Below are 24,107 nucleotides of genomic sequence, written 5' to 3'. Positions count from 1 at the left end.
GCGGCGCTGGCACCTAGCGCGAGATGAAAACGCCGCTCCAACTTCCCGCATGGCTGGCCCCTCGGGTGCCTGACAGGACCCAGCTCCTGAAACCATTGCGGATTCTGGGCAAGGGCATAGGCGCCGGCTGGCGCGGTCTCGGCAAGGCCTGGTCCAGCCTGCCCTTCATGGCGCAGATCAAGAAGGCGATGCCGGCGTTCGCGCGCACCACCACCTTCAAGCTGACAATCCTCTACTCCGCGATGATTGGCGCCTTCTCCGGCGCACTGCTCGTTTATCTATATTATTCAACAGTTTACTATATCCGCGCGGAGTCCGAAAACCGCATCACGGTGGAGTTCGAACAGCTCGCCAACGCCTATTATACCGGCGGCATGGAACGCCTCAGCCAGTCCGTCTTCGAGCGGATGACGCTCTCCGGCTCGCAATTCTTCTACTATCTTGAAGACTCCTCCGGCCGGAAGATCGCCGGCCACTTCCCCCGCCTGCCGGCCGATCCCCCTGCCGCCGGCATGAAGACCGTCTATTTCGATTTCGAGCTGCCCCAGGCCGACGGCACCAACACGCTGCGCCCCGCGGCCGGCCGCATCGTGCGCCTGCGCGACAATGGCGGCGCGCTGATGGTCGCCTTCGACACCGCCCAGCAGACGGTCATCGTCGGGCGTATCCGCAACGCCGTTTACGTTGCCATGCCCATCGCGCTCATCCTCTCGCTGGCCGGGGGCCTCGTCATCTCACGCGGCGCCGCCAAGCGCGCCGATGAACTCGCCAAGACCACCGAAGCCGTCATGGGCGGCGAACTTGGCCGCCGCATGCCCGTGCGCGGCACAGGCGACGAATTTGACCGCCTCGCCCAACGCCTCAATGCGATGCTCGACCAGATCCAGAAGCTGGTGGAATCCTCCCGCCATACCGGCAACGCCATCGCCCATGATCTGCGCTCACCGCTCACCCGCCTGCGCAACCGTCTGGAACTTGCGCTCAGCAAGCCCCTCTCCGAAGAAGCCGCCAACGAAACCCTCGGCACGACGCTCTCGGAAGTCGACCGCGTGCTGGACACCTTCAACGCCATCCTCCGCCTCGCGCGCCTCGACGCCGGCTCGGAAGGCACGCTCGCCCGCATGGATCTGAGCGGTCTGGCCGAAGAACTCGCCGAGCTGTTCGATCCGGCCTGCGAGGAAGCCAGCCTCACCTTCAAAAGCCAGATCGCCCGCAACCTGGTCATCCTCGGCGACAAGGATTTGATCGGCCAGGCGCTGGCAAACCTCTTGGACAACGCCGTGAAATACACCCCCGCAGGCGGCGCCATCAGCTTCACCGCCAGCCGCACGCCCGAAGGTATGATCGACCTGACGGTCATCGATTCCGGCCCCGGCATTCCCGAAGAGGCGCGCGACAAGGTCATCGAACGTTTTCACCGGCTCGACTCTGCGCGCACACAGCCCGGCTCGGGCCTTGGCCTCGCCCTCGTGGAATCTGTCGCTGAGTTGCATCGCGGCCAGCTGATCCTCGGCACAGGCAACGGCCCGACCGAACAGCCCGGCCTGAAGGCTACGCTTCGTCTGCCGCGGGCTTGAGCCGCCGCCCTGCCGGCCACATCCCGATCAGCCCGCCAAGCCCGATCAGCACGACGCCCAGATACAGCACATCCACCATCGGATTGTAGTAGACGCGGAACACCCAGCGCGCCTCGCCGTCAATCTCGCGCTGCTCGCCAAGGGCAACATAGAGATCGCCCGCGCCGGTCTTGTGGATCGCTGTCTCGGTCGTCGGCATCATCGCGGCCGGATAGAAGCGCTTCATCGGCAGAAGTTCCGCGCTGGCGCTGCCCTTGCGCGCGGTCAGCACGGCCTTGTCGGCATACCAGTTCGGCCCCTCGATCGCGCGCACCTCGTCCAGCGTGATCGCCCAGCCCGCTACGGTGCCAGAGCCGCCCTCGGGCAGCGCCAGCGTCGCCTCATACCGCCCGCTCGTCTCCAGCACAGCGCCGATCACGAACAGCCCCAGCCCGGCATGCGCGAGCGTCATCGCCCACACGCGCGCCGGCATCTTGAAGATGCGCCGGATATTGATCGCCCGCCGCTTCATCTCCCAGACGGCGCCAAACACCAGCCAGAAACCGAGCGCCAGCCCGAACGCCGCGCCCAGCGGAATGTCCAGCGGCCCGATGCCCAGCAGCATGAACACCGCCGTCAACGCCGCCCCGCCCATCGCCCAGCGCCGCCAGGATTTGAGGTCCGCCTTGCCCCACGCCCAGGCCTGCGCCACCGGCAGAATGATCAGCGCCAGCACCAGGATCGGCACAAAGGTCAGATTGAAATAGGGCTCGCCCACAGAAATCGTCCGCCCGAACGCCTCGGCAATCAAAGGAAACAGCGTGCCCAGCAACACCGTCAGCGTGGCAACAATCAGCACCACATTATTCGCCATCAGCGCGCCTTCGCGGCTGAGCAGCGTCCAGGGCTTGCCCCCCATCAGCGACGGCGCCCGAAGCGCAAACAGCCCCAGCGCAAACCCGCCATAGCCCAGCAGTCCCAGCAGCAGCAGCGTCCCCCGCTCCGGGTCCACCGCAAACGCATGCACAGACGTCAGCACGCCCGAGCGCACAAGGAACGCGCCCAATATCGAGAACAGGAATGAGAGCACCGCCAGCAGTGCCGTCCAGGCCGCAAAGCTCTCGCGCTTCTCCGTGACGATCACCGAATGCAGCAGCGCCGCCCCGATCAGCCACGGCATCAGCGAGGCATTCTCCACCGGGTCCCAGAACCACCAGCCGCCCCAGCCAAGCTCGTAATAAGCCCAGTAAGAGCCCAGCGCGATGCCAAGGGTGAGCGGCGCAAACGCCGCCAGAGACCATATCCGCGCCTCCTTCGCCCAAACCCGGTCAATCCGCCCCTCCATCAGGCCAGCGGCCGCCAGCGCAAAGACAAAGGAGTATCCGACATAGCCAAGATAAAGCATCGGCGGATGGATCGCGAGCGCCGGGTCCTGCAACAGAGGGTTCAGCCCCGCCCCCTGAAACGGCGCCGGATCAAGCCGCAGGAACGGCGAAGACGCAAACAACAGGTAAGCCAGCGACCCCACCGCCAGCATCCCCTGCACGCCCAGCGCCCGCGCCTCAAACGTCTCGCGCCCGGTCCGCATCGTCGCCGCCGCAATCGCGCCAAAGCCGAGCGTCACGAGACACCAGAGCGCCATTGAGCCTTCATGGTTCCCCCACGCCCCGGCGATCTTGTAGACCATGGGTTTGAGCGTGTGGGAGTTGTTGGCCACCAGAGCGACCGAGAAATCCGAGCGCATGAAGGCATAAACGATGGTGAGGAACGCCAGCGCCATCACGCCAAAGCCCGCCACAGCCGCCAGCCCCGCCAGGCGCCGCTCGCCCTTCAGCCCCAGCACCGTCTGCGCCAAAGCCAGCCCCAGTGCGAGGAAGGCGGCAAAATGGCCGAGTTCGATCATCCGCCCGCCTCGAGCGGCTTCAGCTCGCGCGGCTGGTAATTCTCGTCATGCTTGGCCAGCAGCTGGCGCGCAGTGAACTCGCCCTCCGGCGTAAATGTGCCGGTCGCCACAACGCCCTGCCCCTCGCGGAACAGGTCGGGCGCCACGCCATTGAAGCTCACGGTAATGGTGCTCGGGCTGTTGTCGATCACGGTAAACCGCATCGTCGCCCCGCCATCGGCATAGGTCAGCGATCCGGGCTCCACCCAGCCGCCCACCTTCACCTCCCGCCCCTCGCGAGGCAGGCCTTTTTCGGCAAGAACTTCAGGCGTGTAGAAGAGATTGGCATTCTCGCGCAGCGCAAAGAACGCCAGCGCCGCCGCCGCAACAATCAGGGCGGCCGCAATGCCAAAAGTATAAAGCCGTCGGGTCCGTGCGCGCATGGGTCAGGTTATAAGCTGCCCCGCCCCCCTTGGGGAGTGCGGCAGATACAGCGCTATTCCGGCTCAGCCGGCGCCTGCCCAATCGCCTCGATCATCGGCCGGAACCGTTCGCGGCGCGGATCATCCTCCGGCAGGCGCGCATAGATATAGCGCATCGCCTGCTCGGCCTTTTCCTGATCGCCTGCCTGCGCCGCGCCCATGGCCGCGCGCATCCCTGCGCTCACCTGGCTCTCGTCCAGCTGATAGGCCCGCGCATAGAGCCGCGTCGCATCCGGCCCGATCATCCCGTCCGCCAGCTGCGTCAGCACATCCGCCAGCCCGATCAGTGCCGGCACAAAATCCTGATCCCGCCGCAGCGCAGACTGATACGCCCGCACAGCATCCTCCGCCCGCCCTTGCGTGCGCAGCATCTCGCCGATGAAATAATGCGGCTGGGGCTCATCGGGCTTGTCGATCACCGCCTGCTCCAGGCGCGACAGCATCTCGCCTTCGGTCAGCGATTGCGGGTCCAGCCGCACCTTTTCCGCCAGCGCCGCCTGCCGCGTCTCCATCGGCTGGTCGGCCATGCCCGGCTTGCCGATCAACAGATACCCGCCCGCGCCAAGCACAAGACAAAGCCCAAGAATAATGAGGTTCAGATGTTTCATGGCCGGGGAAATCTCAAAGTAGCCTTCAGGCCGCCAAGCGCAGCGTCGCCGAGTTCAAGGCTGCCCTTATGCAGCTCCGCCAGTTCTGTAACAATCGACAGCCCCAGCCCAGTCCCCGGCGTTGTTTCATCTAGCCGCACCCCGCGCTTCATCGCGCCCGCCCGCTGCTCCGGCGTCAGGCCCGGCCCGTCATCTTCCACCGTGATGACCAGCTCCTGCGGACTGTCACTCACCGATACCAGCACCTCGCTGGCCGCCCATTTGCAGGCGTTTTCCATCAGGTTGCCCGCCATCTCCTCAAAGTCCTGCTGCTCGCCGCGGAAAACCGCGCTCTGCGCGCCGGCAACCGTCACATCAATTCCGCGCGCATCAAACAGCCGGTTCAGCATCCGCGCCAGCCCGTCGAGCACGGGGCGCACATCCGTGCGCGCGCCAATCGCCTCGGCCCGCGCCGCCATCCGCGCCCGCTTCAGATAATGCTCCACATTGGTCTGCATCGCCTCGGCCTGCCGGCGCACGACATCATCCAGCTGGGAGCCGCCCTTGGCTTCATTGCGCAGCACCGCCAGCGGCGTCTTCAGCGCATGGGCCAGATTGCCCACATGTGTGCGCGCCCGCTCCACCACTTCCCGGTTGTGCTCGATCAGCTTGTTCAGCTCCTCCGTCAGCGGACGAACCTCTGCCGGATAATCCCCCGCCAGCTTCACCGTCTCGCCCCCGCGCACTTTCGCGACATCGGCTTCCAGCTTGTGCAGCGGGTTCAGCGAGTAGCGCACAGCAATCATCATCGCCGCAAACACCCCGCCAAACAGCGCAATCATGGTGCCAAGAAGCATATTGCGAAAGCCTGTCGCCGCCTCATCGTTCGGTGTGCGGTCGGCGGCCGCCACCAGCACCAGCGGCGTATCCCGGTTTTCGACGATCACCGCCATCGCCGCCACGCGCGATACCTGATCCAGCGGCCCCGGATAGTTGGCGTACTGCGTAACGCCCGGCAACACCACCGCCCGCTCGATCAGCTCCGGCGTCACCGGCACCGCTTCATCCCAAAGGCTGCGCGAGCGGAAATCCCCGGCAACCTCCATCTCCGGCGTCAGGCCCACCACCGCCCAGTAATGGCCGGAATACTGCGTCTGAAAGCGCGCATCATTGGAGAAGAAATTCCGGTCGGTATCGGTCACCCGCCCATCGGCCAGAAAGGCGTCTTCCCGCGTCAGCTCTCTGGAAAGCGTCACCAGCGTCTGCCCCAGATCGTCCTCAATCAGCGACAGCGTCTGCGCCCGGTAAAGCGCCGACAGCGCCAGCGCCCCCCCGATCAACACCACAAAGCCCCAGATCGCCGCCGCAATCATGACACGCCGGGCCAGCGAGACGCTGGACCAGCGGTCAATCAAACTACGTTTGGGGTGTGGGGCCTCACTCATGGAGGCGATCTAGCCGCGTTCGGTATCAGCCCGCAACGCGCGCTTCGTCCTCTGGCACGATCAGGCGATAGCCAAGGCCGCGTTCGGTCTGGATACGGTCCTGGCCGATCTTACGCCGCAGGCGCCCGATGAACACCTCAATCGTGTTGGAATCGCGGTCGAAATCCTGATCGTAAATATGCTCGACCAGCTCCGTGCGCGGCACCACCCGGCCCTGATGATGCATCAGGTAGGAAAGAACACGGTATTCATGCGCCGTCAGCTTGATCGGTTCGCCATTCACCGTCGCGCGCGCCGCGCGGGTATCCACCATCAGCTTGCCGCACTCGATCGTCGCCGCCGAATGCCCCGCCGCCCGGCGCAGCAGCGCCCGCAACCGCGCCAGCAGCTCTTCGGTGATGAAAGGCTTCGTGAGGTAATCATCGGCCCCGGCATCGAAGCCCGACACCTTCTCGCTCCACTGATCGCGGGCCGTGAGGATCAGCACCGGAAAGGTCTTGCCCTCCTTGCGCCAGCTTTTCAGCACGCTCACCCCGTCGATCTTGGGCAGGCCAAGGTCCAGCACAACAGCGTCATAAGGCTCGGTCTCGCCGAGGAATTGCCCATCCTCGCCGTCGGCGGCCAGGTCTACGGCGTAGCCAGACTGCGACAGCACATCGGCCAGCTGCCGGCGGAGGTCTGCATCGTCTTCAACAACCAGGATACGCATGTCTCTTCTCCAATAAACGCTTCAGACGACTTAACCGCCGCGGCGGTTCATCACCGATCCGCTCTGCGCGTCGACGGTGAAATGGGCCTTGCGGCCGTCTTCCGTCATCCAGTCGATTTCATAGAATGTAGAACCATCATCGCGGGAGTATAGTTCCGCGCCGAGCTGATAACCGCCATATTCGCGCTCCAGCTGTTTGAACACCTTGCTCAGCGGAACAGTCTTGCCCTCGCGCACGGCCTCGCGGGCCTGGCCCGGCGAGAACTGGTTAGCCCACGGATTGCCACCCTGCTGCGCCAGCGCAGCGGGGGCGGAAGTGAGGGCCGTAAAGGCGAGAAGAACCAGAATGCGTTTCATGGTGCTCCGTATAGGTTTGGAGCGCTGAATAGTAAGTGAACGCTGCAACGCCAGCCTGTTCAGGTTGCAGATCGCCGCCTTCGCCCATGAATTGGTCGACACCATCATAAAATCCGCCCGCTTACCCCGCCCAACAAAACGCCTAACGCCTTGTTGGGAAAAGAATATGTTAATCCTATTGGCCAACTCTTCCAGGGGTTTCAACAGGAGACGCTTGAAAGGGGAACACGGGGCATGGACTTTTCCAGCTGGCAGACTTGGGCGCTGATCGCCGTTGGCGTATTGGTTGTTCTGTGGCTCATCGGGGCTATTTTTGGCGACAAGGACACCGCGAAACCCGCCCCTCGCCCCGAATCAGGGCGGGGTGATCCCCTCGCCGTCCAGGCGGCCACGCTGGCCGCCATCTCCGCCCGCGCGATGAATTTTGACCGCGACATGTATATCGACGACATGACCGCCGATCAGCTTGAAGACGAGCATGTCTGGCGCACCGCCTTCATCACCGCCTACAATATCGTCTGGAATCTCGGCCCGCAGAAGGACAATCCGTTCGAGAAAATCTGCACTGCCATCACCGGCCGCCCCGCAGATCCCCAGCTCGCCGGTCTCAGCGAATATTACTTCGACACCGTCTACGAGCCGATGATGGCGGTGCCAGACGACCGCTACTGGGACGAGGAGCTGATCGCCCTGAAAGATCAGTGGACGACGCAAAAACGCGAACAGATCCTCCTGGCCGCGCTCATCCCGCTCCACATGGCCAACGAACTGCACATCGCCATCCGTGACGCGCCCATCCCGGAAGGTGAAACCGGCGGCGCCCACCTGATGCCCCACATCGACCGCGTCGGCGAAGCCTTCTTCGGCGTCGAAGCGCCCGAAAGAATGGACACCCTCCGCGCGCAGGCAGCGCAGATGGCCAACACGATCGAATTCTAGGCCCGGACAGTCAGGACAGGGCCCTTAAAGCCGCGACCCGCTCAGCTCCACATCCGCTTTGGCCCAGGCCTTCTCGAAATGATGGCTGAGATGGCCGGCCTCCTCGGTTTTTCCCTGCGCCTCCAGCGCGCCGATCAGGCCCGCCATCGACCAGCCATTATGCGGATGGTCCTCAAGGTCGCGCCGGTAGACCGCTTCGGCCTCGGCATACCGCTCCGCGTCGATCAGCGCTTCGCCGAGCGACTGCCGCGTCGGGTAGTACCAAAAGGGTGGCTCCGTATACGGCAGCTGGTCCTGCAGGGCGACGGCCTGCTCAAACCTGGCCACGGCTTCCGCCGAGTTTCCTTCAGCCTGTGCGATTTCTCCCAGTAGCAATTCATCGGCAATGTTCAGCAGCAGGCTGGCCGGATAGTCGTTCGTCACAAGAAACTGTATCTGGACCGTGTCCTTGAGGCTCGCCAACGCAGCTTCCTCGGCCTTCGCGGCGTCGGCTTCGCCCGTGCGTGCCAGGGCTGCCCCGCGGGCATAATGCCAGATGCCTTTGGAATAATCCCGGTCCGTGGGCGGAGCCTCGATTGCCAGGATTTCCTCCCATTTGCCGAACTGAACATGGGCCAGCAACGGAATGGTTCTGAAGAACTCGACAGTTGGAAACGCCTCCACCTGCTCCATACGGACATTGTCCGCCACCTTCTGCGCCGCTTCCAGCGCCACGGCGCTCTGGCCGGACATGCTCGCCGCCGCCCACAGGAAGTGAATATTGTGCGGATAATACAGCGCCGGATAGAAGCCCTGCGCATTGCACTGGGCGATGTAGTCCTCGTCCACCTTCGCCGCCAGGATATTGGCCGCCGCCGCATCATCATACCGGCCAACGCGCCAGAAGATATGCGCGGGCATATGCACCAGATGGCCTGATCCCGGCACCAGCTTGATCAGCCGGTCAGCCGCCGCTTCCGCCCGGCCCGGATCATCCGAGGCCTCGACGGCATGGATATAGAGATGCAACGCCAGCGGATGATCCGGCGCGCGCGCAATCGTTGTCTCGAGCGTCTCGATTACCTTGACCGTATCGGGCTTGGGCGCGCCATCGGCAGACCAGTAGTCCCAGGGCATGGTGTTCATCCAGGCCTCGGCATAGATCGCGGCGGCGTCATCATCCTCCGGATGGGCTGCCACATACGCCGCCATCGCCTGCGCCCAGGCAATATCCTGGGGTTCGCGGTCTGCTTCGAAATCCGCGCTGTAACGGGTCGCGAGCGCCTCGATCAGCGCCTGCTCAGCCGGGCTCGCCGTGTGCCGCAATGCCATCGCCTTCTGCACGGCAGTATAGGCGGCCTCACGGTCTGCCATCGACATGACGGCCTTGCCGTTGCTGGTCACATTGATGTTCGGGCCTGTCGCCAGCGCCTCGCCCCAATAGCACATGGCACAGTCAGGATCGAGTTTCTGCGCCGCCCGGAAAGAGCGGATGCTTTCGGCATGGTTGAACCCGAAGGACAAGACCATCCCCTGGTCGAAGTATTTCTGGGCATCCGGGCTGGCGGTCGTGATCGGGCGATGGAAGTCGCCCATCCCGTCAAACAGCGGCGCTCCGGCGCGGGTGGCAAGGTCCACCTCTTCCGCCTCCGCCTCCACAGGCGTGGCCAGCGCGCTCTCTTCCGTTTTCGGATTGAACCAGTCATGAATCGTCTGGCATCCGCCCAGCGCAAACACGCTGGCCGATGCGAGCAGGTATCTCGTTTTCATAATGTGTCCCCTTCACCGGGCCGTCCTCAGGCGGGATAGGCTCTTATCTGAAGGTCTATGATCCTATCACGGAACAGCGCCGATGTTTAGGGAAAACCCGTCAGGATTTTTCCGCCCAGCGCCGCAACCCCTCATCCTTGGGGTCGGCCAGCATGATCTCCAGGCGCACATAAAGATCGCCCGGCGGGCTCGCCTGCACGCCTTTGCCCTTCAGGCGCAGCTGCGCGCCCGTATTCGATCCCGGCGGCACCTTCAGCGACACCGTACCCGAAGGCGTCTTCACATCCACATTCCCGCCCAGCACCGCCTTCTTCAGGTCGATCGGCACGCTCATGCGCAGATGATTGCCCTCACGCGTCCAGATCGGGCTGGCGGCCACCTCCACTTCCAGCAGCGCGTCGCCCGGCGGGCCGCTGGTCGGCGAAGGCTGCCCCTGGCTTTTCAGCCTCAGCACTTGCCCGCTTGTGATGCCCGCCGGAATGTTCACGTCCAGCGCGCTGCCATCCGCCATCGTCATCCGCCGCCGGGCGCCGGTCACGGCATCCTCGAAACTGATCTCAACGCGGTAGCGCACGTCGCGCCCCTTCATCGGGCCGGGATTGCGCCGCCGCCCGCCGCCACCAAACATGCCGGAAAGAATATCCTCAAACGGATCGCCCTGCGCCGCGCCGCCGCCGCGCGTATCCCAGCGATAGCCATCGCCGGGTCCTCCGCCACCGGGAAAGCCGCGCGGATTGCCATCCCCGTCGATTTCGCCCCGGTCAAACTTCGCCTTCTTCTCCGCGTCACCGAGGATTTCAAACGCCGCCGACACCCGCTTGAACTCGTCAGACTTCTTCTCGTCATTCGGGTGCAGGTCAGGGTGCAGCGCCTTGGCTTTGGCGCGGTAGGCTTTCTTGATTTCCGCCTCGGTGGCCGTGCGGGGCACGCCGAGGACGTTATAGGGGTCGAGCGCCAAGCTGGGGCTCCTTCCGGGATCGCCGAGAACTGTTGGATTTACAGGTAAGGCGAACCGGCCGGGATTGAAAGCCATTCCCCGATGCGTCCGTCTGTCCCGATCTCGGCAACTCTTACAGCCAGCGCCCCCTCCGGCCACGCTGCCTCGCCCGGCGCCGTTACCGCCCGCCCGCCAGACCCCGCCCCGAAGTCCGCCTCCACGGCATAGCCTACCGCGCACAGGGTCGGGCACATCGGCGCCCCCGCCTGGCCCGGTGCACGCTGCCCTCCGGCGCATCCAGCCTCGCCGGCCGCCATGCCAGCCCCGTCTCCATCCCCGACACCTTCGCTTGACCAGCGCGTCGTCCAGCGGCACCCGCCGCGCTGCCCGCCCGCCTTGCCCGCCCGAAAGGCGCCACCGCTCCGCTCTCACCCGCTCAGCTTCCCGGAACTGCACCAGTTCCTACCCCGCCGCAGTCTTCAGCAGCGCTACTTTCCCCCGCCAGCATCTCGCCGATGTCAGCCTTTGCCATCCTGGTTTCCCTGGTCATGTCGACGCCTTAAGGTGACCCTTGACTTCACGCCGCCTGAACCAGGCTTCATCCCTGAACTGAAAATCTTGCGCCCATCAGCATCGGTGCCGGTACGAGGGATACTTCCAGCAGCTCCAGCTCGATCAGCTCCCGCCTGCCGCTCACGCGCGTCCGCCACAGCGACGGGCGAAACCCGATAGAGATCCCCCTCATCCCCCGCTTCACCCGCGCCTCCACCAGTCCGGACACATACAATTCCCGCCTGTCTTCCATCATTCGCGTCCACTGCCCTGCGCGCGCCCCGTCGCTGTTCAACATTAGCATCGCCCCGCGTCCGCCCGGCGCTGGCTGCGCACAGACGCCCCGGCCCGCACACTGGCGCCGCCCGTATTCGCCACGCCGAACAGGGTCGCATACTCCTAAATCCACATCGGCTTAACGCGCACCGCCATCTTCTATTCGTGGCTCCAGCCGCCGCTCCATCCGTCCTTCAATCCGGTCCAGCTGCGCGCGCACAGCGACCATCTCCCCTTCCAGCCGCGCCAGCCGTTCGGCCACGGGCCGCGCCATCGCCGCGCTCGCCTCCAGCGCCGAGATCCGCTCCGCCGCCGCTCCGACCCAGAACATCACGCCCGCCGCCTGCAGCAGAACGGCCAGCACCAGCGCGATCGGCACCTTCCCTTGGCTCCTCATGATGCCACCCCCGCCAATGCAGGCTTCTCTTCCGTGCTCTGAAAACCCGCCACTGCGATCCGCGCCCGTGGTGCCTCCCGTTCGCCCGAGCGCGCAGTCTCCACAAATGCGTTCCCCGTCAAAAGAAGATCCGTATACACTGCTTCGAGGAACCCCGCCTTCCGCTTCGGGCATCGGCTGGCTCATCAGGCGCACACAGCGATACGTCACGGCGTTCTTCAGGTATCCGTCCCGCGTCAGCGCGCCCGCCTCGCGGCTGCCGCAGCTGGCCGCGAGCGGCTCGCTCAGCGCCACCAGCGGCCACGCCATATCCGGCGCCGATTTCAGCTCCTGCCTTGATTTTGCGAATGGCCAATTCCAGTTCAATGTCCAGCTCCCTGGTCGCTGCCGGGCGTGTTCCGACAGTGCTCATTCTGGACTTCCCCCAACTCCCGCAGGATTGGCAGGCACAAACATTCCCCGCGCCCGGCGCCGCCGCGCTGAATCATTGACGTTTTTTTATGCGGCCCCGCGGCTCAAAACCGGGGATAACGGGTGGCCTTACCCCCCCAAATCTGGCAAGAGCCGGACCTCCGCCCAAGACAGGAACAGAATCGCAAAATGTCTGCCCGCGTCATATCGATCGCCAATTCCAAAGGCGGTGTCGGCAAAACAACCACCTGCGTCAGCCTCGCAGAAGCCTTCGCGGCTTCGGGCATGCGCACGCTGGTGATTGACCTCGACACCCAGGCCAACGCCTCGCTGCTGATCTTCGGCAACAATGGCGATGAACACCTGTTCCAGGCCATCAACGATTACATGACCATTTCAGACTGGCTGCTGGAGAATTTCTTCGCCAACGAACAGCGCCGTCTGGGTGAATTCATCACCACCGATGCGAGCGATGTCAGCTTCAAGGGCAAGCCCCTGCCGCTGGACCTCATCCCCTCCTCGCCGCGCCTGCGCAAGACCGAGCGCGAGCTGATCTTCGAGCTCACCGCCAAGGGCTACGCCATGGAGGCGCTGCAAAATCAGGTCGGCCGCCGCCTGCGCGATGATCTCAACCTCCTCAAGGCGCAATACGATGTCATCCTCTTCGATTGCCCGCCCGGCATCTCGGTGATGACCGAATCCGTCCTCGCCGCCAGCCACCTGATCATCGTGCCCACGATCCCGGATTTCATGTCCACGCTGGGGCTCGACCTCTTCACTGGCGACATCATGAAGAATCTGCGAGACCGGGACATCGAAACGCTCCCCTGCGTCCTGGCCACCCGCTATGATGGCTCCTCCCATCAGCAGGTCGTGCTCGGCGCGATGCGGGACGCGTCAAGCGCAGCGGAGACCGAATTCGCGATGTTCAAGACCGTCATCCCGATGAAACCGGGCTTCGCCAGTAACCCCATCGAGCTGGGTCCAGACCCCACCCTCCAGGCCAAATGGTCGGGCGAAGCGCTCCAGATCATCGAGCAGCTCCTCGCCGAAGTCCGGGAGAAGGTTGCATGATCGCCGACGGCGGCGTCCCCGGCGCAGATGCCCTGCGCGCCCTTCTCGGCCTGCAAACCCAGCTTGAGGGCGCGGTCACCGACAAGGAATGGTCCGCCGCCGCCGGCATGATCGTCAAGAAACTGCTCCTCTCCGCGGGCCAGACACCCGACAGCCTCGCAATCATCAAGGCCGCCGTCGGCGAAGAAATCTTCATCGCCCAGCTCAAATCCCTTACCCACCACCAGGCCCGCCAGCTCGCCCGCCGCCTCGACAAGCGCGTGCCGGACTTTGAAGTCTCCACCGCCAGCGCCGCCGTCGCCCACGCCCGCAAGCTGCTCTCCGCCGTAACGCTGCCCGAGCCGCTGCCCGAGCCGCGCCAGGAAATCGAGCCGCCCCCGCCGCCGCTTCCAGATCCCGTCTCCCACGACGTTCCGCCGCCTCCAGCGGAAAATGAGGCCGCGCCTGAAGAGGCTGAAGCAGACGCAACCGAAGAAACAACAGAAGAGAAAAAAGACCCCTGGGCCCGCCCCTCCGTCTCCCTCTCCGACGGCCCCGAAGCCGAAAAAGAAACCACCGACACCGACTCCAGCCCGCCCCCACCGCCCGCTGGCAGCTCCTATTTCGGCCGCCGCTCCTTCCGCACCTGATCAGCGCCACACCGCCCCTTATCCCTCTCCCTCTGGGAGAGGCTGCGGAGGATCCGCGTTTGCACTGCAAACGCCCGGAGCAGGCCATTGCGCAGCAATGGGAGATGAGGGCCGCCCGCAGGGCGTAAAACATCCCCCTTCGTCATTCGGGCAATCGCAATGCGATTGCTGATCCTCATGCCCCCCCTGAACAGGGGAGCCCCACCGCCTCAAAATTCCCCCACACTCCCGGCAGACACCCTTCCCACCGCCCGCCGGAGCCTGCCCCATGCGCCTACCCCTCCTCGCCGCCGCAACCGCCGCTGCCCTCTTCCTCCTCGCCGCTCCTGCCAGCGCGCAGACCGAGTCCGAGCCCGCCTGCAATGCCGGCGACGCCGAAGCCTGCTTCTACACCGGCGCCGAATACGCCCAGGGCATGGGCGTTCTCGAAGACAAGCAGAAAGCGGTCACCTACTTCCTCAAGGCCTGCGATGGCGGCATCCCCGATGGCTGCTCCACCTCCGGCGTGCTGATCCGCGCGGGCGAAGGCAATCTCGAGAAAGACGTGATCAAGGGCGTGGAATACCAGGAGCGCGCCTGCGCCATGGGCCATGTCGATGGCTGCGAATGGGCGCTGGGCAACCGCATCAGCGCCACCTCCGAAGCCTACGATCTCAAGAAAGCCATCGCCACCGCCAGGGCGGGCTGCGAAGCGGGCGTCGAGAAAGCCTGCAGCTGGGGCCGCAACTGGAGCTGGGATGGCAGCAAGGGCAAATACCCCGATATGATCAACATGATCGATGCGGGCTGGTTTGCAGAGCGCGATTGCGCCAAGGGCGACATCATGGGCTGCTACATCGCCGAGCAGGCCTACGCTAACCCGGAATCGGTCGCGTTCGACGCCGCCAAGGGCCTCAAATACTCCCTCATCAACTGCAACGACAAAGGCAATGAAGGCAGCTGCCGCAATGTCGGCGGCGTCTATTTAGACATCGGCGAAGAAAAGCTGGGTACGGAATACATGCGCAAGGCCTGCGGCATGGGCCATGAGGAAGCCTGCATAGTCGCCGCCGACTGGGAACGCTACCTGGCCGAAGTCGCCGCGCGCGACGCCCGCATCGCCGCGCGCGACAAGGCCATCAATGATCTCGTTTCTGCGGGCCGCTACGGAGACGCTGTCGCCACCGCCCTGCATCAGCTCGGCTCCAAGGAACACGCCCAGAAAGCCGCCCTCGCCGCCCGCTCCGCCGGCGCCATGGGTCAGATCCAGACTGCCGATCTCTACGCCCTCGCCCTCTGGTTCCCGTCCGGCTCTGTCCGCGCCGCGGCCGACGCGGAAATGTCCGCCCGCGGAACAGGTCTTGAAGGAACGTTCGGCACCGGCACCAACGAACCCGGCATGGCCGACGCCCGCTGGAAAGACCTCTACGGATCCTCCGCCCCCCGCTACTCCTCCAGCAGCTCCGCCCCCAGCGCCCCGCAATCCAGCGTCCTCAGCGCCTCGGACGCCGCCGCCCAGACCCGCGAGAAATATCGCTGGGCCCACTGCACCATGAAAGGCAGCAACCAGAGCGCAGCGGTCTGCCAATAACCCCTCAATACGCCCCCCTCCCCATGACTATGGGGGCTGTGAGGACCAGCAATCGCACTGCGATTGCCCGAACAGCGGGTGGGGCGCCCCTCCACGTAACACAACGCTCGAAGAAAATCCGCCCCCGGACCACCCGCCCTAGTCGTCACACACCGGCACAGGCGACATCGTCATCGCCCCATCAAACCCCGGCGACACACGCATCTCCAGCCGCGTCTTCGTGCACGGATTACCGTCCTTATCCAGCACTGGCTTTTCCGGCCGCGCCGCCCGGCGTTCCTCCGCCGTCATGCACGCCTGCTCATGAAGCCAGGTATCGGCCACCTCGGCCCCATGCAGGCGCAAGCGCCGCTTGTAACGGGACTGAAACCGCGAGCGGTCTTCCTCCGAAATGGTATCGAACGTGCAGCCGTGGACCTTTTCCTGCGGCGCCGCCATCGCGGGCAAATTAGCAAATCCAACGCTCAGCAGAGCCGCGGCAATCAAAAGGCGCATCAACAAGACCTCACAAAGCGCCCCCGCCCCGCGAACCGCAATAATCGCCCAGCCCCAACGCCCCCACAACCCGAAAAGTTCCCACCCTCCGGATATGGGAAGGCCAGGACGGGGGCACTCTCAGCGAAGCGACCCATAAGAATGCGAAACCCATAGGGTGCATTAAGGCCAAAGGCCGCAATGCACCTCCCTGCCCCTAAGCCTCAATCAACCGCCCACGGATCTCCGCCTGCATCTTCTCGTCCACCTTCAGCGTGTCGACAAGATAGGCGTCCACAGAGCCCGCACGTTCGTTGATGGCGTCCCAGGCCCGCTCCAGATAGCGCAGATGCACCCCCATGAACGGCCGGAACACTTCGGCCGGATAGTCCTTACCCAGCATATCGTTGAAATACGCCGCCGCCTCGGGCAGGCGCGAGGCCACGTCCACCGCCTGATTGGTCAGGTCATAATCGGCGCGGATGTCGGCTTCGTCGACGCCCAGAATATGATGCGTCAGCGCGCAGAGAATGCCCGTGCGGTCCTTGCCCGCCGCGCAGTTCACAAGTCCCGCCGCCTCGCCGTCCAGCGCGGCGAGATGCACAAACCAGTCGGTAAACATCTCGGTATGGTGCGCCTTGAACGGGGCCGCCTCGTAATATTCCACCATCCACTGATCGGCCGTCGCCGCGTCCACGCTCATCTGCGTCAGAAAGCGGATGTGCGGCGCATCGGTTTCCCGCCCGCCATCATGGGTGATCGTCACCGGCGCCTGAAACCGCGTCTTGAACTTCTCGCGCTCATCGGGCCGGCGCAGATCGGCCTGCACATGAATGCCCAGCGAGGCGATCTTCTCAAGCTCGGCGTCAGAGGCCTCGGCATGGTGGCCGGAGCGGTAGAGCCGCCCCATCTTCACCCGCCCGCCATGGCGGCTCTCATAGCCGCCAAAATCGCGGAAGTTACGGACAGTTTCGAGGTTCAGAAGTCGCGGTCGTGTCATCGTCATACAAGGGAGGTAACGCGCCCCTCCCCACTCGTCCAGTGACAATCCCGTGTCGCCCCCCGCTAACGCCGGGGCAAGCGCCTAGCCCAGCCTGAACGCATGCGGCAGCAATTCCGCCAGCGTGTAGCGCGCCTCTGCCCCCTCCGGCGTAAAGCACACCACTTCCAGCGCGCCATCGGCGGAAAACTCCGCCAGGACCTGCCGGCAGATCCCGCACGGCGTGCCCGCGTCCGCCCCGTTTGTGGCCACCGCAATCGCCCGGAAGTCCCGGTGCCCTGCCGCCACCGCCGTAAACACCGCCGTCCGCTCCGCGCAGCACGTCGCCCCGAAAGACGCATTCTCGACATTACACCCGGTCACCACCGTGCCATCGGCCGTGAGCAGCGCCGCCCCGACCCGATACTCCGAATACGGCACATACGCCCGCGCCTGCATCTCCCGCGCGGCAGCCTTCAGCGCGTCCCAGTCGATGCTCATCTGCCCGCTCATCTAAACGGCGGCTCATCAAACGCGCGCAGCTTGCGGCTGTGCAGCGCGGCCCCGCCATCTTCGCTCAGCCGTTCCAGCGTCTCGATCCCGATGCGGATATGCTCGCCAATCGCGCGCTCATAAAACCGGTTGGCCGCGCCCGGCAGCTTGATTTCGCCATGCAGCGGCTTGTCAGACACGCACAGCAGCGTCCCGTAAGGCACACGCAGGCGGAAGCCGTTGGCCGCAATCGTCGCGCTCTCCATGTCGATCGCCACAGCCCGGCTCTTGTTGAACCGGCGGGCCGACGCGGTAAACCGCAGCTCCCAGTTGCGATCATCCGTGGTCACCACCGTGCCTGTGCGCAGACGTTTCTTCAGCGCCTCGCCCTTCTCCCCGGTCACCTTCGCCGCCGCCTGCTGCAGCGCCACCTGAACCTCCGCAATCGGAGGAACCGGAATCTCCGGCGGCAACACCGCGTCCAGCACGTGATCCTCACGCATATAGGCGTGCGCCAGCACATAATCCCCGATGGACTGGGAATGCCGCAGGCCGCCGCAATGGCCCACCATCAGCCACACCTGCGGGCGCAGCACCGCCAGGTGATCGGTAATCGTCTTGGCGTTCGATGGCCCCACGCCGATATTCACCAGCGTGATGCCCGCGCCATTCGCCGCGCGCAAATGATAGGCCGGCATCTGAAACCGCCGCCAGGGCGAGGCATCAATCGAGGCCCGGCTCAGATCATCCGGCGTCGTGATCTCCAGCCCGCCCGGCACGGAAAGAGAGGTATACCGCGTCTTCCCGTCCAGCTGCGTCAGCGCCCATTCACAGAACGCGTCCACATAGCGGTGATAGTTCGTGAACAGCACATAGCTCTGGAAATGCTCCACCGGTGTGCCGGTATAATGCTGCAAACGCTTCAGCGAGAAATCCACCCGCTGCGCATCAAAGAGGGCCAGCGGGCGCTCCTCACCCTCATCAAACGGCTCCCCGTCGGCCACCTCATCGCCAATCAGCGTCAGCTTCGGCGAGGGGAACCAGCGCACCAGTTCTGCCGGCGCAATCTCTTCCAGGCCGGCGGCCTGCGAGGGGTCCCACACATACGCATACGGAATTTCAGACGACGAGCGCTCGACATGCACATCCACATCATAATCGCGCATCAGCGGGGTGAGCACTTCCATCAGATACGCCCGGAAAAATTCGGGCCGCGTGATGGTGGTGATATAGATGCCCGCCTCGGAGAATTTCCCGAACGCGCGCGAAATCGGCGGCGGCGGCCCCTCTGGGTCATAAACGATCCGCAGCTGCGGATAGCAGAACGCCCCCTCGTCCCGCAGGCGCGGGTCTGGCGGCGTGCCGTCATGCAGGAAGCTGTTCAGCGAGTTGGAAAGGGCCTCAACGGCCTCGTTATACAGCGCCTCAAGCGCTTCGATAACGGTTTCAGGTTTCGTGTGTTTCGACATGGCACCCATTGGCTTGCGCTGCCCGGAAAGTCAACACACACACCCTCAGAGCCCCCGAACCCGCGGCCCCTGCCCCTCTCCCATCAGCTTCGCCACCATAACGACGTCATATGATGGTCGCTTCGGACCCAACTGCGCTCGCGAGCGAAAACGCGTTGGCATTTAGCTGGCCGCATTCTCTGCGGTAACTGCCAGCGAATTATTTCGGTGTGGGCCCGCGCAGGAAGGACCCATCCAGAATTACCAGGTCATCATTGGGCGTCCCGGTCTCGACCGTGCCCTTGGTATAAGACTCGCCTGAAAAAACTTTGTCGCGCCCTGCGCTTCGTATCAGGAAAACTGTGTTGCCAGAAAATTCGTCAGCCAGATAGAATTCGAAGTCACGCCCCCAGCCATCGGTTTTCGAAAACTGACGCCCAAATTTGGGTTCCACCTTAAGCATCAAGTCTTCATACGATAATTTTCTGAGCGGTACTTGCTGCGTTGAATTGGTGATAGCGGGCAGGGTAAAAACCGTTGGCGGCTGATCGCTCGAGATACCGGTAACACCTTCATCCAAACTCACGCTCATCCAACTCAATACCACATTGCTGGCTGTCTGAAGGTCTATGACCGTTCGTCTTTCCCGCGCCTGATCAAGTTGGCCACCCGGCATGTTTATGTAGAACCAATAGCCCGCAGCGGCCGCTGCACCCAGGATGACAATGCCAAAAAAGAGTTTCTTCACTGAGGCTTAGGTCCTTTGTTCAATCAGAATTCGATCCGTGGACTAAACATCGTTTGGCAGGCCTGTAAATAAATTCCACAAAGCGCGGCCAGACGAACACCTCCGGCAAGCCCACCCCGCAAAAACAATTGACACGACCCACGCCAAATGATCCACTCCCCCCAACAAACAGGCTGGGGAGGCACGCATGAAACTGTGGCATTGGGGGCTGATTGCGCTCGCACTCATCGCGCTGGCGCTCGTCGCCGCGCGCCAGGTCTTCGCCGTCCAGATCGGTGAGGCCGCCTTCAAGCGCGCCGTTGCCGAAAATGTCGGGCGCGACCCCTCCGCCGACCTGCCCGACGGGCTCCACCTCTATGTCTGCGGCAGCGGCTCGCCCCTGCCGGACGCTGCCCGCGCGGGCCCCTGCATCGGCGTGCTCGCCGGGGATCGCGCCTTCATCTTTGATGTCGGCGCGGGCTCCATCCGCCGCCTCACGCGCATGGGCTTCCCCACAGGGCGCACTGAAAAGCTCTATCTCAGCCATCTGCACTCGGACCATTTTGACGGCATCGGTGAGCTGATGATCGGCGCCTGGGTCGGCGGCAGCCGGTCTGCGCCCCTGCCCGTCGCCGGGCCTGAAGGCGTCGCCGAAGTCATGAACGGTTTCAACGCCGCCTATCGCATCGACTCCACCTACCGCATGGCCCATCACGGCCCCGGCGTGGCCAATCCCGACGGCTATGGCCTTGCGCCCGAGGTGATCGATCTGCCCGCCGGCCCCGGCAGCCGCGCCGTGCTGCTGGACGAGGGCGATCTCCTCATCACCGCCTTCCTGGTCAACCACTCCCCCATCGAGCCTGCCTACGGCTTCCGCATCGACTATAAAGGCCGCTCCGCCGTCATCAGCGGCGACACCGTCTATTCGGAAAACCTCGTCGCTGTGTCCGAGGGCGCCGACATCCTCTTCCACGAGGCGCTCCACCCCGAAATGGTCGCCGCCATGTCGTCCGCCGCCGCAGAGGCAGGCGCCGCGCCGCTCTCGAAGGTCTTCTCCGACATTCTGAACTACCACGCCTCCCCGGTAGAGGCCGCCCGCGCCGCCCAATCCGCCGGGGCCGGGCGTCTGGTACTCTACCACACGGTCCCCCCGCTGCCGTCGAAACTCCTCTACCCCTATTTCCTGGACGGCACCGGCGAGGCGTTTTCCGGGCCGGTCGATATTGCCGAAGATGGCCAGCTCTATTCCCTCCCGGTCAGCGGCGGCGCGCCAAAGCCGAAGAATGCCCTCAACTGACCCCCGCAGGATAAGCGGCCCGCGCGTGTCCGGTTTTGTCCGGATTTGTCCCGAACTGTCCTCAAATTGACACGGAATGTGTGAGATAGAGGCAGGATCATGCAGACATGTGTCAAAGGGAAAACATCATGACCAGCCTCCGCATCCTCGCCCTCGCTGCGGCCGCCTGCGCCGCCCTCGCCGCCTGCCAGACCCCGGCGGCCGAAACGCCTGCGCTCGCCCCGCCGGCCTCCGAAGTCCCTGTAGTTGTTGGAGAAACACCCGTGGCCGATGCCTGCGCCGTGCGCGACTCGCGCGATTGGGAAGCCTGGGTCAACCGCATGCCCGGCCCCGACGCCACCCCCTCGGTCCACGTCACCGGCAAGGTCGACGTCCCAACCGGCGGTTACACCTTCGAATGGGAAGTCGGCCCGATGGATCGCTCGATGACCCCCGCGCTCAAGCTCGAACTTATCCCCGTAAAACCCGATGGCATGGCCACCATGGCGATCACCACCGAGGACGTGCACTACATGGGGCCCGTCGCCGGCTCTGCCTATCGCAGCATCACCATCACCTGCGGTGGCGAAACCCTCGTGGAAATCACCGACATCCCCGACGCCGTCTAGGTTTTTCGGCCGGGCCGCGCGGCGGGGTCAGCCTGCCGCCGCGCGCGCCGGGGCCGTCTCGGCCAGCGTAAAGCCGCTCTCACCATGTACCGCCAGCTGGGTCAGCCGCGCGCGGTCGCGAATGTCGATCCGCCCGCGCGAAATGCGGATCACATCGGCCTGTTCCAGATGCTGCAACAGGCGGTTGGTCCACTGGCGCGATGCCATGATCGACAGGGCAATCTGGTCCTGCGTCACCGGGCTGATGAAGGAGGAGGTCACCAGGTCGCCATGCGGCTCACTCGTCAGGTCCACCAGCCGCTGGGCCAGGCGCTGCAACGGCGTAAAGGCCAGGCTCTCCACCACCCGCGAATAGATCGCGCGGGTCGAGGCCAGCTCGGGCAGAATGAACCGGCGGAATCCCTCCACATCGGACATGAAAATCCGCTTCACCGCCGGCAAAGGCAGGTGCACAATCTCGCAGGATTGGCTGGCCACCACGGAAAAAGTGTAAGGCCCCTCATCAACGCTGGAGAGAAACCCCGTCCAGTCTCCCGGCCGGAAAACCGCCACCAGAATGTCGAGCCCCGCCAGGGTCGTCCCGATGATATGGGCCTCTCCGCTGGTAATCCCGAAGATGCCGTTGGCCGGGTCGCCCTGCCGGAATATGTGCCGGCCCCGCCGCATCCTGTGCCGCGTCGCGCTGCGCATCACCTCGTCCTGCAACGCCTCCGGCAATGCCGGAAACCACCGCCCCCGCTGCAGATCGATCGAATCCTGTGTGTTCATTGGCGATACCTCCCCAGTATCCGCCGTCCCCGTCTGCCACCCAGATTAGCAGCTTCTTCTGTCAAGGGAACGACAATCGGCAATCCTGCAGGGGAGTACTCAGGGTAAACTCGTAGAATGCCCGCCACATTCCCGCCTTGCTGGTGCCTTTCCTTGAGGGAATCTACGCCGGCCGCAGGCCGAAACAGGCACCAGGCAAAAAACCGGGCGACCGGGCCAGACATTCAAAGGGAGACTACAATGGCGAATATCAAGTTTCACAAGGGCCTGCTTGTCCCCCTCTTTCTGATGGGCGCAGTGCCAATTCTCAGCGCCTGCCAGACGCCCCCGTCCACCCTGTCGCCCACGGAGGAAGCAGCCCTGCTCACCATCTCCGGCTCTGCCACCTACCGCGAGCGCATCGCCGCCCCGCAAGGCGCCACCCTCACCGTGGAACTCAGCGACACCTCCCGCGCCGACGCCCCCGCCATCCCGGTCGCGGACTGGTCGGCCAGCCTCGATCAGGGCGGCGTCCCGAAAAATTTCACGCTGGAAGTCAATGAACCCCTCGATCCGCGCTTCACCTACACCCTGCGCGCCACCATCACCGGGCCCGACGGCGACCTCCTCTGGACCACCGATACAGTCCACCAGCTGATGGCCGTTACGGGCGACCTCGAAGCGGGCGAACTTGTCATGGTCATGGTTCAGCCTGCGCCAGAACCGGAGCCAGAACCGGAAACCCCTGAAGTGACCGGCAATGAATATCGCGTCTCCGCCATTGGCGGCGATGCCGTCACCGGCTCACGCCCCGTCACGATCAATTTCATGGAAGATGGCCGCGTCAACGGCTTTGGCGGCTGCAACAGCTTCGGCGGCAGCTTCAAGGAATCCAACGGCAAGCTCACCTTCGGCGATCTGATTTCCACCATGATGGCCTGCCTTGATGTGCCCGCCGGCGCCCAGGAAAGCGCCCTCTACGAAACCCTGCGCGGCACCGTCACCGTCGCCCCCGGCGCCGATGGCAAGGTCATCCTCACCGGCGAAAATGACACGAAGATCGAACTGGTCTCCACCGCGCTGAAGCCGCTGGCCGGCACCAGCTGGCTGGTCGAAACCATGGGCGGCACCGCCATTGTGGCGGGCAGCGAACCGCAGATCAATTTCGACGCCGATGGCAAGATCAACGGCACCACCGGCTGCAACCAGTTCTTTGGCGGCTACGCCCAGAACGGCGCCGCGATCGCCTTCACCGGCGTCGGCATGACCAAGATGGCCTGCATGTCAGACGGCGTGATGGAGCAGGAAACCGCCTTCGGCGCGATCCTCTCGGGCAACACTCAGGCGAAGATTGACAGCCTCGGCAATCTCGTCATTCGCGGCGAAGACGGCATCTCCTTCACCGCCCGCCCGCTGCCCGCTGAGGGCGAAGCGACGGAAGGCGATCCCGCCGTCCTTGGCGGCGGCGCCTGGCAGGTCGAAGACCTCAACCGCGCCGGCATCATTGATAACACCGTCCTTACCCTGACCTTCACCGAAGATGGCAAGGTCTCCGGCTCCACCGGCTGCAACAGCCTCTCGGGCACCTACACGTCAACGGGCACCACGCTCACCTTCTCCCCCCTGATGATGACGCGCCGCGCCTGCGTCGCGCCCGCGCTCAACAATCAGGAATCGAAGTTCACCACCGCCCTGCAAGGCGAAATGGCCTGGCGCATCACAGCCGATGGCGCCCTCGAACTCACGCGCGAGGGCGGCCACCGCATTCTGCTGCGCCGCTGAA

At 64.3% G+C, this 24,107-nt stretch carries 25 protein-coding genes; 8 read left to right on the top strand and 17 right to left on the bottom strand.

All coding sequences use genetic code 11. The annotated features are described in order from the left end of the window. Nucleotides 1-65: 65 nt before the first annotated feature. Nucleotides 66-1,577 (top strand): sensor histidine kinase, encoded by a 1,512-nt coding sequence (locus tag HNE_RS06510; protein WP_160162610.1) that lies wholly within the window; start codon nucleotides 66-68, stop codon nucleotides 1,575-1,577. Here HNE_RS06510 and HNE_RS06505 read toward each other — a convergent pair. From HNE_RS06505 to HNE_RS06480, 6 genes are read right to left on the bottom strand one after another with little or no spacing between them, the layout of a single operon-like run. Further along, the gene (locus tag HNE_RS06505; protein WP_011646328.1) at nucleotides 1,552-3,459 is read right to left on the bottom strand and encodes a heme lyase CcmF/NrfE family subunit; all 1,908 of its coding nucleotides are present in this window, start codon (nucleotides 3,457-3,459) and stop codon (nucleotides 1,552-1,554) included. The two genes, HNE_RS06510 and HNE_RS06505, sit on opposite strands and share 26 nt — an antisense overlap. Next, nucleotides 3,456-3,881: a cytochrome c maturation protein CcmE gene (locus HNE_RS06500; RefSeq protein WP_011646327.1), complete on the bottom strand. Its 426-nt coding sequence runs from the start codon at nucleotides 3,879-3,881 to the stop codon at nucleotides 3,456-3,458. Before HNE_RS06500 ends, HNE_RS06505 begins: the two co-directional genes overlap by 4 nt. Nucleotides 3,882-3,934: 53 nt before the next feature. Then, the gene (locus HNE_RS06495; RefSeq protein ID WP_035590493.1) at nucleotides 3,935-4,528 is read right to left on the bottom strand and encodes a tetratricopeptide repeat protein; all 594 of its coding nucleotides are present in this window, start codon (nucleotides 4,526-4,528) and stop codon (nucleotides 3,935-3,937) included. Further along, complete coding sequence (locus HNE_RS06490) at nucleotides 4,525-5,952, bottom strand: ATP-binding protein (protein ID WP_011646325.1); 1,428 nt, start codon at nucleotides 5,950-5,952, stop codon at nucleotides 4,525-4,527. The genes HNE_RS06495 and HNE_RS06490 overlap by 4 nt, the downstream gene beginning before the upstream one ends. A 25-nt stretch (nucleotides 5,953-5,977) precedes the next feature. Further along, entirely contained in the window at nucleotides 5,978-6,661 is a 684-nt protein-coding gene (locus HNE_RS06485; protein ID WP_011646324.1) for a response regulator transcription factor, read from the bottom strand. Nucleotides 6,662-6,691: 30 nt separating this feature from the next. Further along, the gene (locus HNE_RS06480; RefSeq protein ID WP_011646323.1) at nucleotides 6,692-7,018 is read right to left on the bottom strand and encodes a PepSY domain-containing protein; all 327 of its coding nucleotides are present in this window, start codon (nucleotides 7,016-7,018) and stop codon (nucleotides 6,692-6,694) included. 234 nt (nucleotides 7,019-7,252) lie between these two features. On the opposite strand from HNE_RS06480, the gene HNE_RS06475 reads away from it, so the two are divergent. Next, on the top strand, nucleotides 7,253-7,957 hold the full coding sequence (locus tag HNE_RS06475; RefSeq protein WP_011646322.1) for a hypothetical protein: 705 nt from the start codon (nucleotides 7,253-7,255) through the stop codon (nucleotides 7,955-7,957). Nucleotides 7,958-7,981: 24 nt separating this feature from the next. Here the strand turns inward: HNE_RS06475 and HNE_RS06470 are convergent, their stop codons facing one another. The 5 genes from HNE_RS06470 to HNE_RS18910 form a co-directional block, all read right to left on the bottom strand. Next, entirely contained in the window at nucleotides 7,982-9,706 is a 1,725-nt protein-coding gene (locus HNE_RS06470) for a hypothetical protein (protein ID WP_011646321.1), read from the bottom strand. A 100-nt stretch (nucleotides 9,707-9,806) separates the two neighbouring features. Next, complete coding sequence (locus HNE_RS06465; protein ID WP_035590496.1) at nucleotides 9,807-10,664, bottom strand: DnaJ C-terminal domain-containing protein; 858 nt, start codon at nucleotides 10,662-10,664, stop codon at nucleotides 9,807-9,809. Nucleotides 10,665-10,702: 38 nt separating this feature from the next. Next, nucleotides 10,703-10,897 carry a hypothetical protein gene (locus tag HNE_RS06460; protein ID WP_148205826.1) on the bottom strand — a complete coding sequence of 65 codons (195 nt, stop codon included), beginning with the start codon at nucleotides 10,895-10,897 and terminating at the stop codon, nucleotides 10,703-10,705. A 344-nt stretch (nucleotides 10,898-11,241) separates the two neighbouring features. Further along, a complete protein-coding gene (locus HNE_RS06455; protein WP_148205825.1) occupies nucleotides 11,242-11,493 on the bottom strand; it encodes an HK97 family phage prohead protease in 252 nt (83 codons plus the stop codon). A 117-nt stretch (nucleotides 11,494-11,610) separates the two neighbouring features. Then, nucleotides 11,611-12,177, bottom strand: coding sequence for a hypothetical protein (locus HNE_RS18910; RefSeq protein WP_233352011.1), 567 nt, complete (start codon nucleotides 12,175-12,177; stop codon nucleotides 11,611-11,613). Between the two features lie 291 nt (nucleotides 12,178-12,468). Between HNE_RS18910 and HNE_RS06445 the strand changes: the two genes are divergently transcribed. From HNE_RS06445 to HNE_RS17875, 3 genes are all read left to right on the top strand, one after another. Next, a complete protein-coding gene (locus HNE_RS06445; protein ID WP_011646318.1) occupies nucleotides 12,469-13,353 on the top strand; it encodes a ParA family protein in 885 nt (294 codons plus the stop codon). Next, nucleotides 13,350-13,982, top strand: a complete 633-nt coding sequence (locus HNE_RS06440) for a hypothetical protein (RefSeq protein ID WP_011646317.1) — start codon at nucleotides 13,350-13,352, stop codon at nucleotides 13,980-13,982. Before HNE_RS06445 ends, HNE_RS06440 begins: the two co-directional genes overlap by 4 nt. Nucleotides 13,983-14,250: 268 nt before the next feature. Next, nucleotides 14,251-15,552, top strand: coding sequence for a tetratricopeptide repeat protein (locus tag HNE_RS17875; protein WP_049755040.1), 1,302 nt, complete (start codon nucleotides 14,251-14,253; stop codon nucleotides 15,550-15,552). A 138-nt stretch (nucleotides 15,553-15,690) separates the two neighbouring features. Here the strand turns inward: HNE_RS17875 and HNE_RS06430 are convergent, their stop codons facing one another. The 5 genes from HNE_RS06430 to HNE_RS06410 form a co-directional block, all read right to left on the bottom strand. Next, nucleotides 15,691-16,047: a hypothetical protein gene (locus tag HNE_RS06430; protein ID WP_035590501.1), complete on the bottom strand. Its 357-nt coding sequence runs from the start codon at nucleotides 16,045-16,047 to the stop codon at nucleotides 15,691-15,693. 196 nt (nucleotides 16,048-16,243) lie between these two features. Then, the gene (locus tag HNE_RS06425) at nucleotides 16,244-17,026 is read right to left on the bottom strand and encodes a tyrosine-protein phosphatase (protein WP_011646314.1); all 783 of its coding nucleotides are present in this window, start codon (nucleotides 17,024-17,026) and stop codon (nucleotides 16,244-16,246) included. An 84-nt stretch (nucleotides 17,027-17,110) separates the two neighbouring features. Continuing rightward, nucleotides 17,111-17,506 (bottom strand): cytidine deaminase, encoded by a 396-nt coding sequence (locus tag HNE_RS06420; RefSeq protein ID WP_011646313.1) that lies wholly within the window; start codon nucleotides 17,504-17,506, stop codon nucleotides 17,111-17,113. Nucleotides 17,507-17,514: 8 nt separating this feature from the next. Continuing rightward, the gene (locus tag HNE_RS06415) at nucleotides 17,515-18,975 is read right to left on the bottom strand and encodes an AMP nucleosidase (protein WP_011646312.1); all 1,461 of its coding nucleotides are present in this window, start codon (nucleotides 18,973-18,975) and stop codon (nucleotides 17,515-17,517) included. A gap of 190 nt (nucleotides 18,976-19,165) precedes the next feature. Beyond that, nucleotides 19,166-19,693 (bottom strand): hypothetical protein, encoded by a 528-nt coding sequence (locus HNE_RS06410; RefSeq protein WP_011646311.1) that lies wholly within the window; start codon nucleotides 19,691-19,693, stop codon nucleotides 19,166-19,168. A gap of 187 nt (nucleotides 19,694-19,880) precedes the next feature. On the opposite strand from HNE_RS06410, the gene HNE_RS06405 reads away from it, so the two are divergent. Together HNE_RS06405 and HNE_RS17870 are read left to right on the top strand one after the other, a co-directional pair. Then, nucleotides 19,881-20,969 (top strand): MBL fold metallo-hydrolase, encoded by a 1,089-nt coding sequence (locus tag HNE_RS06405; protein ID WP_011646310.1) that lies wholly within the window; start codon nucleotides 19,881-19,883, stop codon nucleotides 20,967-20,969. A 128-nt stretch (nucleotides 20,970-21,097) separates the two neighbouring features. Continuing rightward, the gene (locus HNE_RS17870; RefSeq protein ID WP_011646309.1) at nucleotides 21,098-21,577 is read left to right on the top strand and encodes a hypothetical protein; all 480 of its coding nucleotides are present in this window, start codon (nucleotides 21,098-21,100) and stop codon (nucleotides 21,575-21,577) included. A 27-nt stretch (nucleotides 21,578-21,604) separates the two neighbouring features. Here the strand turns inward: HNE_RS17870 and HNE_RS06395 are convergent, their stop codons facing one another. Further along, nucleotides 21,605-22,345: a Crp/Fnr family transcriptional regulator gene (locus tag HNE_RS06395; RefSeq protein WP_011646308.1), complete on the bottom strand. Its 741-nt coding sequence runs from the start codon at nucleotides 22,343-22,345 to the stop codon at nucleotides 21,605-21,607. 240 nt (nucleotides 22,346-22,585) lie between these two features. Between HNE_RS06395 and HNE_RS06390 the strand changes: the two genes are divergently transcribed. After that, nucleotides 22,586-24,106: an META domain-containing protein gene (locus HNE_RS06390; protein ID WP_011646307.1), complete on the top strand. Its 1,521-nt coding sequence runs from the start codon at nucleotides 22,586-22,588 to the stop codon at nucleotides 24,104-24,106. Nucleotide 24,107 lies beyond the last annotated feature (1 nt).

The organism is Hyphomonas neptunium ATCC 15444 (assembly GCF_000013025.1).
In the GTDB taxonomy this organism is placed as follows: domain Bacteria; phylum Pseudomonadota; class Alphaproteobacteria; order Caulobacterales; family Hyphomonadaceae; genus Hyphomonas; species Hyphomonas neptunia.
This window is presented reverse-complemented; position numbering and strand designations above follow the sequence as displayed.